This window comes from Streptomyces sp. NBC_00859, assembly GCF_045161865.1.
Lineage (GTDB): Bacteria > Actinomycetota > Actinomycetes > Streptomycetales > Streptomycetaceae > Streptomyces.
In genome coordinates this window covers 2,330,226-2,343,891 of sequence record NZ_CP108826.1, presented here as the reverse complement: position 1 = coordinate 2,343,891, position 13,666 = coordinate 2,330,226, and the positions used below count along the sequence as shown (strand labels likewise).

The 13,666-nt window shown below is 71.1% G+C and carries 6 protein-coding genes; 2 read left to right on the top strand and 4 right to left on the bottom strand.

Features of this window, described 5'->3' with window-relative positions; all coding sequences use genetic code 11:
• Positions 1–143 precede the first annotated feature (143 nt).
• Positions 144–2,411, top strand: a complete 2,268-nt coding sequence (locus OG584_RS09665) for a HelD family protein (protein ID WP_405777008.1) — start codon at positions 144–146, stop codon at positions 2,409–2,411.
• A 74-nt stretch (positions 2,412–2,485) separates the two neighbouring features.
• On the opposite strand, the gene glgB is transcribed toward OG584_RS09665, so the two are convergent.
• The 4 genes from glgB to OG584_RS09645 all read right to left on the bottom strand — a co-directional run bounded on the left by glgB (position 2,486) and on the right by OG584_RS09645 (position 10,314).
• The gene (gene glgB / locus OG584_RS09660; protein WP_405783965.1) at positions 2,486–4,663 is read right to left on the bottom strand and encodes a 1,4-alpha-glucan branching enzyme; all 2,178 of its coding nucleotides are present in this window, start codon (positions 4,661–4,663) and stop codon (positions 2,486–2,488) included.
• Between the two features lie 122 nt (positions 4,664–4,785).
• Positions 4,786–6,243, bottom strand: a complete 1,458-nt coding sequence (locus OG584_RS09655) for a maltokinase N-terminal cap-like domain-containing protein (RefSeq protein WP_405777006.1) — start codon at positions 6,241–6,243, stop codon at positions 4,786–4,788.
• 217 nt (positions 6,244–6,460) lie between these two features.
• A complete protein-coding gene (gene treS, locus OG584_RS09650) occupies positions 6,461–8,167 on the bottom strand; it encodes a maltose alpha-D-glucosyltransferase (RefSeq protein WP_405777004.1) in 1,707 nt (568 codons plus the stop codon).
• A complete protein-coding gene (locus OG584_RS09645; RefSeq protein ID WP_405777002.1) occupies positions 8,164–10,314 on the bottom strand; it encodes an alpha-1,4-glucan--maltose-1-phosphate maltosyltransferase in 2,151 nt (716 codons plus the stop codon). The genes treS and OG584_RS09645 overlap by 4 nt, the downstream gene beginning before the upstream one ends.
• 637 nt (positions 10,315–10,951) lie before the next feature.
• Between OG584_RS09645 and glgP the strand changes: the two genes are divergently transcribed.
• Complete coding sequence (gene glgP, locus OG584_RS09640; RefSeq protein ID WP_405777000.1) at positions 10,952–13,579, top strand: alpha-glucan family phosphorylase; 2,628 nt, start codon at positions 10,952–10,954, stop codon at positions 13,577–13,579.
• Positions 13,580–13,666 lie beyond the last annotated feature (87 nt).

Here is a 13,666-nt window from a genome sequence, read left to right as displayed (position 1 = left end):
CGGCACAGAAATACCCCGGGCGAATTGGCGTCCGGGGTATTGCGGCGCGTACAGTGGATGCTTCCTGTCTTTGTGCACAACTCTGTGCGCAGTAAAGCCAAGAAGAAGTCTTATACACGCACCGTACCGCGTCAGGAGCTGCATTGTCAACCGAGGAATTGCAGAACGAACAGCAATTCGTCTCACGGCTCTACGGGCGGCTCGACGCGCTCCGTGAGCGCGCCGAGGCCGCCGTGCAGAGCTCATTCGCCCAGGTGGGCAAGGGGCTTCAGGCGCGCGTCGAGCGCGATGTGCTGGTCGCCGAACAGTCCGGGCTGCTCGGCGCGCTGAATTCGGTGGAATCCGGGCTCTGCTTCGGGCGTATCGATTTCGCCGACGGTTCCCGCTATCACATCGGCCGTATCGGAATCCGTGAGGCAGCCGACGAGAACAACGAACGTGCTCCGCTGGTGATCGACTGGCGCGCACGGATCGCGCGGCCCTTCTATCTCGCCACCGGGCATTCCCCGATGGGACTGCGCCGCCGCCGGCACCTCACCACCCAGGGCAGGACCGTCACCGCGCTCCACGACGAGATCCTCGACCTCGCCGACACCGAGCGGACCGGGCACGAGGGCGCCGACGCCGACGCGGTGCTGCTCTCCGCGCTGGACTCCGCGCGCACCGGCCGGATGCACGACATCGTGCAGACCATCCAGGCCGAACAGGACGAGATCATCCGAGCCCCGCACCACGGGGTCCTCGTCGTCGAGGGCGGCCCCGGCACCGGCAAGACCGCGGTCGCGCTGCACCGGGCCGCCTACCTCCTGTACGCCCACCGTGACCAGCTCGCCCGCCGGGCGGTCCTCGTCGTCGGCCCCAACCCGGCCTTCCTCGGCTACATCGGTGAGGTGCTGCCCTCACTCGGCGAGACGGGCGTGCTGCTGGCCACGCCGGGTGAGCTGTTCCCCGGTGTGACCGCCACCGGTACGGACACTCCGGAGGCCGCCGCGGTCAAGGGGCGTACGGAGATGGCGGATGCGCTCGCCGCCTTCGTCCGCGACCTCCAGCGGACACCGGAGCCCGGTGGCCCCCTGGTGATCCCGCACGACGACGGTGATCTGCTGCTCGACTGGACCATCGCCGACGCCGCCCGCGAGCGTGCCCGCTCGACCCTGCTGCCGCACAACCTCGCCCGACCGCACTTCGCGTTCCGGATCATCGACGACCTGACCGCGCAGCTGGCCGACCGGCTCGGCGCCGACCCCTACGGCGGGCCCAACTTCCTGGGTCCCGACGACCTCGCCCAGATCGGCAAGGCCGTCGCGGCAAGCTCCGAAGTGCACGCGGCCATCGAGGAGTTGTGGCCGTTGTGCACCGCACAACAGGTGGTCGCCGACTACCTCACCGACCCCGTGTACCTGCCGGACGCCGACGCGGCCGCCATCCGCCGCACGAGCGGCGACTGGACGCCTGCCGACGTCCCCCTCCTCGACGAGGCCGCCGAACTGCTCGGTGAGGACGACTCGGCGCTGCGCGCGGCGGCCGAGGCCGCGCGTCAGGAGCAGGTCGCGTTCGCCCAGGGCGTCCTCGATCTGTCGCTGGGCTCCGAGTCCTTCGAGTTCGAGGACGAGGAGTCCGAACTGCTCGCCGCGCACGACATCATCGACGCCGAGCGGATGGCCGAGCGGCACGAGGAGGCCGATCACCGCAGCGCCGCCGAACGCGCGGCGGCCGACCGCACCTGGGCCTTCGGCCACATCATCGTCGACGAGGCGCAGGAACTCTCACCCATGGTGTGGCGGCTGCTGATGCGGCGCTCCCCGACCCGCTCGATGACCCTGGTCGGCGACCCGGCCCAGACCGCCGAGCCGGGCGGCGTGGGGGACTGGGCGACCATGCTCGCCCCGTACGTCGAGGACCGGTACGAGCATGTACGGCTCGGTATCAACTACCGCACCCCCGCCGAGATCATGGAGGTCGCGGCAGCCGTCCCGCGTGCGGACGACCCGTCCTTCCGGCCGCCGCGCTCCATCCGCTCCACGGGGGTGCCGCCCTGGGTGCGGGCCACCGGCGACCTGGCCCGCACCGTGGCCGATGCCGTCGAGGCGGCGCGCGCCGACGAGGGCAGGATCGCGGTGATCGCCCCGGCCGGGCTGCACCGCGAACTGGCAGCCGTTCTCCCGGACGTGGACGAGGGCGAGCCGGACCTGCACCGGCCCGTCGTCCTGCTGGCACCCCGGCAGGCGAAGGGGCTGGAGTTCGACACGGTGATCGTGGTCGAGCCGGGCCAGATCCTCTCCGGTTCGCCGCGTGGCACGAGCGACCTGTACGTGGCGCTGACCCGGGCCACCCAGCGGGCCGGCATCGTGCACACGGGCGACCGGCTGCCGGAGTGCCTCAGAGGTGCGGCAACGGATCCCCGGCAGTGACCGGGCGGGGCGCGGCGGCGGGTGATGTCCACGCCGCCGCACCCCGGCCACCGGGGCCGGTGCTCCCGGACGGCTCAGACCGGCCTGAACCACACCGTCGCCAGCGGCGGCAGCGTCAGTCCGACGCTGGAAGCACGTCCGTGGTACGGCACCGGCTCGGGCTTCAGCGGCTCCGTGTTGCGGATGTCGCCGCCGCCGTAGAGCCCGGTGTCGGTGTTCAGCACCTCCTGCCACGCCGGTACGGAGTCCGGCACGCCGAGCCGGTAGCCGTACCGCACCACCGGCGAGAAGTTGGAGACCGAGAGCAGCGGGGCGCCGTGCGCGTCGTAGCGCAGGAACGCGAAGACGTTGTCCTCCGCGGCGTCACCCGCCACCCAGGCGAAACCGCCCGGATCGGTGTCGCGCTGCCACAGGGCGGGGGCCGTCGCGTACACCGCGTTCAGGTCGCGCACCAGGTCCCGGACGCCGCGGTGGTCGTGCGCCGCCCCGTACGACGGGTCCAGCAGCCACCAGTCCGGGCCGTGCGCCTCCGACCATTCGGCTCCCTGCGCGAACTCCTGTCCCATGAAGAGGAGTTGCTTGCCGGGGTGGGCCCACATGAAGCCCAGGTACGCGCGGTGTGTGGCGCGCTGCTGCCACCAGTCGCCCGGCATCTTCGACACCAGCGCCTGCTTGCCGTGCACCACCTCGTCGTGCGAGATGGGCAGGACGTAGTTCTCGCTGAAGGCGTACACCATCGAGAACGTCATCTCGTTGTGGTGGTACTTGCGGTGCACCGGCTCCTTGGACACGTACTCCAGGGAGTCGTGCATCCACCCCATGTTCCACTTCAGCCCGAATCCGAGGCCGCCGAAGCCGCCCGCCCCGACCTGGTCGGTGGCGCGGGTGACGCCGTCCCAGGCCGTCGACTCCTCGGCGATCGTCACCACACCGGGGTTGCGCCGGTAGACGGTCGCGTTCATCTCCTGCAGGAAGGCCACCGCGTCCGGGTTCTCCCGGCCGCCGTGCTCGTTCGGTGACCACTGGCCTTCCTCGCGGGAGTAGTCCAGGTAGAGCATCGAGGCGACGGCGTCCACCCGGAGCCCGTCGATGTGGAACTCCTCGCACCAGTAAGTGGCGTTGGCGACAAGGAAGTTACGCACCTCGGTGCGGCCGTAGTCGAACTCCAGCGTGCCCCAGTCGGGGTGCTCCGCACGGGTCGGGTCGGCGTGCTCGTACAGCGGACGGCCGTCGAACTGCGCCAGCGCCCAGTCGTCCTTCGGGAAGTGCGCCGGCACCCAGTCCATCAGGACGCCGATGCCGGCCCGGTGCAGCGAGTCCACCAGGTACCGGAAGTCGTCCGGTGTGCCCATGCGGGACGTGGGCGCGTAGAAACCCGTGACCTGGTAGCCCCAGGAGCCCCCGAAGGGGTGCTCGGAGACCGGCATCAGCTCCACGTGGGTGAAGCCGAGGTCCTGGACGTAGGCCGTCAGCTGGGTCGCGAGCTGACGATAAGTCAGGCCTGGTCGCCAGGAAGGCAGATGCAGCTCGTAGACCGAGAAGGGCGCCTCGTGGACCGGACGGTCGGCGCGGTGCGCCATCCAGTTCTCGTCCTGCCAGATGTGGTGCGCCTGCGTCACGACGGACGCGGTGGCGGGCGGCACCTCGGTGCGCCGCGCCATCGGGTCCGCACGCAGGGTGTGGCTGCCGTCCGGGCGCATCAGGTCGAACTTGTAGAGCGCCCCCTCGCCGACACCCGGCACGAACAGCTCCCACACACCGGTCGACCCGAGTGACCGCATCGGATACGCGGTGCCGTCCCAGTAGTTGAAGTCACCGCTGACCCGTACCCCGCGCGCGTCGGGCGCCCACACGGTGAACCGGGTACCGGTGACCCCCTGGAAGGTCATCGGCTGCGCGCCGAGGGCCTTCCACAGTTCCTCGTGGCGGCCCTCGCCGATGAGGTGCAGATCGAGTTCGCCGATGGCGGGCAGGAAGCGGTACGGATCGTGGACCTCGATCCCGCCGTCGTCGTAGGTGACGAGCAGCGTGTACTCCGGGACGGTACTCAGTGGCAGCAGCCCGGAGAAGAAGCCCTGCCCGTCGTCGCGCAGTTCGGCGCGGAGCCCCTGGGCGATCACGGTCACGGCGCGGGCGTACGGACGCAGGGCCCGCACGGCGACGCCGCCGGTGACCGGGTGGGCGCCGAGCAGCGCGTGCGGGTCGTGGTGGCCGCCGCTGAGCAGCCGCTCCCGGTCGCCGTCGCCGAGCATTTCCGCGGGCCGTACGCCCCCGGTCGGCTGGGAGGGCAGTACGGGGGTGTCCGCTGCGGGCTCGGTGGCTCCGGCGGGCTCGGGTTCGGCGGGCGACGGAGTGCGGGACGGGGGACGGGCGGTCACTGGGGCGGCCTCCTCGGCAGCTTCGGCGCACGGTGGGAAACGCGGTGGGAAATGGGGGGTTCGGGAAGCGAGAGCCGCTCGATCGCGGCCATCGGGACGGGCAGCCAGTCGGGGCGGTTCCTCGCCTCGTACAGGACCTCGTACACCGCCTTGTCGGTCTCGTAGGCCCGCAGCAGCTCCGGTTCGGCGCGTGGGTCGTCTCCCGACACCGACGCGTACCCCTCGCAGTAAGCGTCCCGGCAGCCGATGGCCCACTTGGGTGACCAGGGGCGGTGGGTGCGGGCCGCGTAGTCGAAGGAGCGCAGCATGCCCGCCACATCGCGGACCACCGGCTGCGGGCGGGTGCGCTCGGCCAGCGGCCGGGCCGGTTCGCCCTCGAAGTCGATGACCGACCACTCCCCGTTCCCGGCCCGCAGGCTCTGGCCCAGGTGCAGGTCGCCGTGGATGCGCTGGGCGGCCCAGGTGCGGCCCGCGTGGCCGAGCTCGGCGACCGCGTCGAAGGCGGTGCGCAGCCCGGCCACGTACGGCGCGAGCGCGGGCACGGCCTGGGCCGTGGCCTCCAGGCGCTGCGTCATCTCCGCGGCGAGATGCTCTATCTGCCGCTTGCGCAGCACCGCGGTGGGCAGCGCGGCCGCCAGCGTCCCGTGCACCTCGGCCGTCGCCCGGCCGAGCGCCCGCGCGCCCGCCGCGAAGTCGTGGCCGTCGGCGAGTGCGAGCAGGGCCAGCTGCCAGCCGTCCTCGGAGCCGGTGAGGAAGGGCTGGAGGACCCCGAGCGTGGCGGGCTCCGGCTCGGTGGTCTCGTACCAGGCGACGGGTGCGGGCACTCGGGCGCAGCCCGCCTGGGCAAGCGCGAGCGGCAGTTCCAGATCCGGGTTCGAACCTGGGTGGACGCGCCGGAAGACCTTCAGGATGAACGTATCGCCATAGACCAGTGAGGTGTTGGACTGCTCGGCGCCGAGCGGGCGCGCGGGCAGCCCGGCCGGGATCTCCGCGGCGGGGTCGCGGTCGAACCGCAGCGCCCCGATCCGGCCGGGCGCGCGCAGCCGCTCGAGGAGCAGCCCGGTGAGCCGCGGGTCGAGCAGCGCGTCGTACAGCACCGAGCCGGCCAGCGCCCCGGTGCGGGCCCGGCCGATCAGCGCGGCGCTCAGACGCGGCGGCAGGGATGTCCGTACGCCGATCAGCAGCTGGTAGCAGTCTCCGGTGGGGTGGGCGGGCGCGGGCGATTCCTGCTCGGCCCGCACCAGCAGATGGAGCAGCCCGGGGGCCGCGCCGACCGGCAGCAGTTCGGTGGCCGAGACCAGGGTGAAGGCGGTTACGGGGCGCCCTTTGCCCGCGAACCAGCGCTGCCGGGGCAGCCAGTCGTGCAGCAGGGGGGCGAGCGAGTCGAGCAGGCTGAGGGTGCCGGACGACCCGGCGGAGCGCGCGCTGTTCCGGGTGGATGCAGCCTTGGACATGGCATCGCGTCCTTTCCCGGGCACGCCACACGATGCGCAGAGTGTCCCGGATTGCGTGGGGTCGTCTCCCATGCTGAACGCAATGGGGACGGGAATCCGGCTGTGCGGGACGGTGCGGGTGAGGATGGACCAGATGGACTACGGCCCTGTGGGCCGGGTGCTGGTGGAAAGAGTGCCCGGGGCGGGGCGGCGGAAACCGCCCCGCCCCGGGCCGCCGTCACAAGGTGGCGGCGTCCTTCCGCAAGCGGAACCAGTAGAAGCCGTGCCCCGCGAGGGTCAGCAGGTACGGCAGATCACCGATCGGAGGGAAGCGCACTCCGCCGATCAGCTCCACCGGATGGCGTCCGGTGAAGGTGCCCAGATCCAGCTCCGTCGGCTGCGCGAACCGCGAGAAGTTGTGTACGCACAGCACCAGGTCGTCCTTGTACTCGCGGAGGAAGGCGAGGACGGCCGGGTTGGACGACGGGAGTTCGGTGTATGAGCCGAGGCCGAAGGCCGGGTTCTGCTTACGGATCTCGATCATCCGCCGGGTCCAGTGCAGCAGCGAGGCGGGCGAGGCCATGGAGGCCTCGACGTTCGTCACCTGGTAGCCGTAGACCGGGTCCATGATGGTCGGCAGGAAGAGCCGTCCGGGGTCGCTGGACGAGAAGCCCGCGTTCCGGTCGGGGGTCCACTGCATCGGCGTGCGGACGGCGTCCCGGTCGCCGAGCCAGATGTTGTCGCCCATCCCGATCTCGTCCCCGTAGTAGAGGATCGGGGAGCCGGGCAGCGAGAGCAGCAGCGCGGTGAACAGCTCGATCTGGTTGCGGTCGTTGTCCAGCAGGGGCGCGAGCCGCCGGCGGATGCCGATGTTGGCCCGCATCCGGGGATCCTTGGCGTACTCCGAGTACATGTAGTCGCGCTCTTCGTCCGTGACCATCTCGAGCGTCAGCTCGTCGTGGTTGCGCAGGAAGATGCCCCACTGGGCGTTCTTCGGAATGGCCGGGGTCTTGGCGAGGATCTCCGACACGGGGTAGCGGGACTCCCGCCGCACGGCCATGAAGATGCGCGGCATCACCGGGAAGTGGAATGCCATGTGGCACTCGTCGCCGCCCTTTTTGAAGTCGCCGAAATAGTCGACAACGTCCTCGGGCCACTGGTTGGCCTCGGCGAGCAGCACCGTGTCCGGGTAGCTCGCGTCGATCTCGGCGCGTACCCGCTTCATGAACGCGTGGGTCTGCGGCAGGTTCTCGCAGTTGGTGCCCTCGACCTGGTAGAGGTACGGGACCGCGTCGAGCCGGAATCCGTCGATGCCCAGATCGAGCCAGAAGCGCAGCGCCGAGATGATCTCCTCCTGCACCACCGGGTTCTCGTAGTTGAGATCCGGCTGATGGGAGAAGAACCGGTGCCAGTAGTACTGCTTGCGCACCGGGTCGAAGGTCCAGTTGGACGTCTCCGTGTCGACGAAGATGATCCGGGCGTCCGCGAACTGCTTGTCGTCGTCGGCCCAGATGTAGTAGTCGCCGTACGGGCCGTCCGGGTCCTTGCGCGACTCCTGGAACCACTCGTGCTGATCGCTCGTGTGGTTCATCACGAAGTCGATGATCACGCGCATGCCGCGTTGGTGGGTGGCGTCGACGAACTCGACGAAGTCGGCGAGGTCGCCGAACTCCGGCAGCACGGACGTGTAGTCCGCGACGTCGTAACCACCGTCCCGCAGGGGCGACTTGAAGAACGGCGGCAGCCAGAGGCAGTCGACGCCGAGCCACTGGAGGTAGTCCAGCTTCGCGGTGATGCCCTTGAGGTCGCCGACGCCGTCCCCGTTGCTGTCCTGGAACGACCTGACCAGGACCTCGTAGAAGACGGCGCGCTTGAACCAGTCGGGGTCACGGTCCTTGGTGGGAGTGTCCTCGAATTTGTCGTGGACAGGCTCATTGACAATCATGATGTGGGTGACCCTCCGATCGGCGGGGACGGTCGCAGCACCAGGATGTGCGCGGGCGTACTGCCCGGCTCCAGACGCACATAGTTGGCCCTGCCCCAGTGGTAGGTCTCGCCGGTGAGCTCGTCGCGCACCGGGACGGACTCGTGCCATTCGAGGCCGAGATCCGGCATGTCCAACGAGACCGTGGCCTCCTGGGTGTGGTGCGGGTCAAGGTTGACGACAATCAGAACCGTGTTCGATCCGGACGCGTCCCCGGCCGCCGTGGAAGCCGGTGCGGCGGCCGTCTTCGAGTACGCGATCACCGAGTCGTTGTCGGTGTGGTGGAAGTGCACCGAACGCAGCTGACGCAGTGCCGGATGGCGGCGGCGCAGCTCGTTCAGCGTGGTGATCAGCGGGGCGATGGTCCGACCCTCCCGGTCCGCGGACTCCCAGTCGCGGGGCCGCAGCTGGTACTTCTCCGAGTCCAGGTAGTCCTCGCTGCCCGCCCGTGCCGTGGTGTTCTCGCACAGCTCGTATCCGGCGTACACCCCCCACGACGGCGCCATCGTCGCCGCGAGCACCGCACGCACCTCGAAGGCCGGACGGCCACCGTGCTGGAGGTAGCCGTGCAGGATGTCCGGGGTGTTCACGAAGAAGTTGGGCCGCATGGCCGCCGCGGACTCGCCGGCCAGCTCGGTGACGTAGTCGGTCAGCTCCTGCTTGCCCGTCCGCCAGGTGAAGTACGTGTACGACTGCTGGAACCCGACGGCGCCCAGGGTGTGCATCATCGCGGGCCTGGTGAACGCCTCGGCCAGGAAGATCACATCAGGGTCGCGTCCGTTGACCTTCGCGATGACCCGTTCCCAGAAGACCACCGGCTTGGTGTGCGGATTGTCCACCCGGAAGATCCGTACGCCGTGCTCCATCCAGAAGCGCAGGATGCGGACCGTCTCGGTGACCAGGCCGGCCATGTCGCGGTCGAAGGCGATCGGGTAGATGTCCTGGTACTTCTTCGGCGGGTTCTCCGCGTACGCGATGGTGCCGTCGGCCCGGTGGTGGAACCACTCGGGGTGCTGTGTCACCCACGGGTGGTCCGGGGAGCACTGGAGCGCGAAGTCCAGTGCGATCTCCAGCCCCAGCTCCCCGGCGCGACCGACGAAGTCGTCGAAGTCCTCCAGGGTGCCGAGGTCGGGATGGACGGCGTCGTGGCCGCCGGCCGGCGAGCCGATGGCCCACGGGACCCCCACGTCGTCGGGCCCGGCGGCCAGCGCGTTGTTGGGACCCTTGCGGTGGGTGGTGCCGATGGGGTGGATCGGCGGCAGATAGACCACGTCGAACCCCATGGCCGCCACCGCCGAAAGACGCTTCGCCGCTGTCCTGAAGGTGCCGCTGACGTGCGGCTTCCCCTCCTCGACCACAGCCCCCTCGGAGCGCGGGAACAGTTCGTACCAGGAGCCCTGGAGCGCCCGCTCGCGCTCCACCCGCAGCGGCAGCGGCTCCGAAGCGCTGACCAGTTCGCGCAGCGGGTACCGGGCGAGCGCCGCCACCGCTTCCGGTGCGAGTGCGGCGGCGAGGCGCTGCCCGGCGGGGGCGGAGGCGTCGCCCAGCCCCCGGGCCACCGCGAGCACTGCCGCGCGCCCCTTGCTCTTCGGTACTCCCGCGGCCGCACGCGTATACAACTCGGCGCCGTCGGCGAGCACCAGCTCCGTGTCGATGCCTGCCGGGATCTTGATACGGGCGGTGTGCAGCCAGGTGGTGACGGGGTCGCTCCACGCCTCGACCGTGTACGTCCACCGCCCCTCGCGGTCCGGGGTGACGTCGGCGCCCCAGCGGTCGGTGCCCGGCGCCAGCTCCCGCATCGGCGCCCAGGGTGCCGTCCGGCCGCGCGGGCCGCGCAGGACGACGTTGGCCGCGACCGCGTCATGGCCCTCGCGGAAGACTGTCGCCGTGACCTGGAAGGTCTCACCGGCCACCGCCTTGGCGGGCCTGCGCCCGCCGTCGACGTGCGGCCGGACATCGAGCACCGGGATACGGCCGATCGGCTGACCCGAGGTCGGCCGCCTCGGTGATTTCGGGGATTTCCGCCGTGGGGGCTTCCGCGGTCCCGGGGACTGCGGAGAACTCCCCCCGGTGGGCTTGTCCGACGATGGCTGGCGGGCTGCGGGCATGACCGCTCCTGTCCGCGTTCACTCAGTTGGTGGTGGAGGGGGTGCGCTCAGGCAGGTACCGGGGAAGCCTTCCCCCGCACCTTGGGTGGGCAATCCGGCTCCTGAGTTAAGTACTCGTGCGTAATGTGCAAGGCAAGGACCGGGCGGGCCGCGCGTCGCCGACGCGCCGTGACCGGACGTGAGGGCGGCCGTGGATTCACACCGTTGGCAGAGCCGGCCGTCCACCGGGGCGGCCGGGAGGACCAGCCGGAGTGCGCCGCGGGAGGCGTGCACGGCGCACGGCGCACGCCGGTCGTGCGCCGTGCGAGCAGGGAGCGGGCCGGACCTCATGGGCCCGTCCGCGCCCGGCAGGTGACGGGTCGTTCCATCGGGGCACGCTCCCTTCCGCCGCAGGTGTTACAGAGCAGCCTCACCCGTGTCGCGAAGTGCCACAAGCCCACGCGAGGGGGGAGAACCGGCCATACCGACCGCCGGGACGCGCGCGGGCGCGCCCGGCGCCGGGGGCCGGACCGGCGCGCGCCACCGGGCCCTCGCGCCGTGGTTGCGGAGGGCGGTGACGGATACCTTCGGGGTGAAGTGCGGACGCACACCGCTGTGCGTCCCCTGGATGCGCATCTCCCCTGCGAAGGTGGAACACGTGAAGGCCATTCGTCGATTCACCGTCCGCCCCGTCCTCCCCGAGCCGCTGCGCCCCCTGGGCGAGCTCGCCCGCAATCTCCGCTGGTCCTGGCACGCCGGGACCAAGGACCTCTTCCGAGCCGTCGACCCCGGCGGGCTCCTGCACGCCGGGGGCGACCCCGTCGCGCTGCTCGGGGCGGTGTCCGCCGCCCGGCTCGCCGAGCTGGCCGCCGACGCCGGCTTCCTGCGCAGCCTGGCCGAAGCCGCCGCCGACCTCGACACCTATCTGCACGGACCGCGCTGGTACCAGGAGCAGCCCGCCGGACTGCCCGCCGCCGTCGGTTACTTCTCACCCGAGTTCGGTGTCACCGCGGCGCTCCCGCAGTACTCCGGCGGCCTCGGCATCCTCGCCGGAGACCACCTGAAGGCCGCCAGCGACCTCGGAGTCCCGCTCATCGGAGTCGGGCTGCTCTACCGGCACGGGTACTTCAGGCAGTCCCTCTCCCGCGACGGCTGGCAGCAGGAGCACTACCCCGTCCTCGACCCCGACGAGCTGCCGGTCACGCTGCTGCGCGAGGCGGACGGGTCACCCAGCAAGGTGGCTCTCACCCTGCCCGGAGGGCGCTCCCTCCACGCGCACATCTGGCAGGCGCAGGTCGGCCGCGTCCCGCTGCTGATGCTCGACTCCGACGTCGAGGAGAACGAGCCGGGGGAGCGCGGTGTCACCGACCGGCTCTACGGCGGAGGCAGCGAGCACCGGCTCCTCCAGGAGATGCTGCTCGGCATCGGCGGGGTACGGGCGCTGCGTTCCTACTGCCGGATCACCGGGCACCCCGGCCCCGAGGTGTTCCACACGAACGAGGGCCACGCCGGGTTCCTCGGCCTGGAACGCATCCGCGAACTCGCCGGTGAGGGAATGGACTTCGACGCGGGCCTGGAGTCCGTACGCGCCGGAACGGTCTTCACCACGCACACACCCGTCCCCGCCGGGATCGACCGTTTCGACCGCGACCTGGTCGCCCGCCACTTCGGGGACGACGGCGAACTGCCGGGCATCGACGCCGGACGCGTGCTCCAGCTGGGCACCGAGACCTACCCCGGCGGTGAGCCCCGCCTCTTCAACATGGCGGTGATGGGCCTGCGTCTCGCCCAGCGCGCCAACGGCGTCTCCACCCTGCACGGCGCTGTCAGCCGGGAGATGTTCGCCGGACTCTGGCCGGGATTCGACCCCGAGGAGGTGCCGATCACCTCGATCACCAACGGAGTGCACGCCCCGACCTGGGTGGCGCCCGCGATCACCCGTACCGCCGTCGGCCGGATCGGCGCCGAACGCACCGAACACGCCCTGTCGGTGGGCGGATCCGACCGCTGGGACGCCGTGGCCGGCATCCCGGACGCGGAGATCTGGGAGATGCGCAGGACCCTGCGCGAACAACTGGTCGGGGAGGTGCGGACCCGGCTGCGCGCCTCCTGGCGCGGACGCGGCGCGTCCGAGGCCGAACTGGGCTGGATCGACGGGGTGCTCGACCCGTCGGTGCTCACCATCGGCTTCGCCCGGCGCGTCCCCTCGTACAAGCGCCTCACACTGATGCTGCGCGACCGCGACCGGCTGACCGAGCTGCTGCTCCACCCGACCAGGCCCATCCAGATCGTGGTCGCGGGCAAGGCGCATCCGGCGGACGACGGCGGGAAGCGGCTGGTGCAGGAGCTGGTGCGCTTCTCGGACGACCCGCGGGTGCGCCACCGGATCGTCTTCCTGCCGGACTACGGCATGGCGATGGCCGAGCGGCTCTACCCAGGCTGCGACGTCTGGCTGAACAACCCGCTGCGCCCGCTGGAGGCGTGCGGTACGTCCGGGATGAAGGCCGCCCTCAACGGCTGTCTCAACCTCTCGGTGCTCGACGGCTGGTGGGACGAGTGGTTCGAGCCCGACTTCGGCTGGGCCATCCCCACCGCGGACGGCTCGGGGATGGACGAGGACCGGCGTGACGAGCTGGAGTCGGCGGCGCTGTACTCGCTGATCGAGGACCGGGTCGCACCGCGCTTCTACGACCGTACGGCCGAGGGGCTGCCCGAACGCTGGGTCGGGATGGTCCGCTCCACGCTGGCCACGCTGGGGCCGAAGGTCCTGGCGGGGCGGATGGTGCGGGAGTACGTCGAGCGGCTCTACGCGCCGGCCGCTCTCGCCCACCGGGCGCTCGGGCCCGACGCGGCCGGGGAGCTGGCCGGCTGGAAGGCGCGGGTGCGCGCCGCCTGGCCGGACGTCCATGTCGACCATGTGGAGGCGTCAGCCGCGACCACGGCCGACGGTACCGCGGAGCTGGGCTCCACCCTGCTGCTGCGGGTGCAGGTCGCACTGGGTGCGCTGCGGCCCGACGACGTGGAGGTGCAGGCGGTGTCGGGCCGGGTCGACGCGCAGGACCGGATCGCGGACGCGCGGACCGTCGCGCTGAAACCGGCGGGCGGCCCCGACCTGGACGGACGGCTGCTGTACGAGGGCCCGCTCGCGCTTGACCGCACGGGCGCGTACGGCTACACGGTCCGGATCCTGCCCGCGCACCACCTGCTGGCGAGCGGCGCTGAGCTGGGGCTCGTGGCGGCGCCGACCGCCGCGACGGGGGAGGGCGCGGGCGTACTCCTGAGGTGACACAGGATCAGGGAGGCCCGGCGTCGTATCGGCGCCGGGCCTTTTCGCTTCCTGAACGCAACTCTTGACGTGCTCATGGAATGCCTT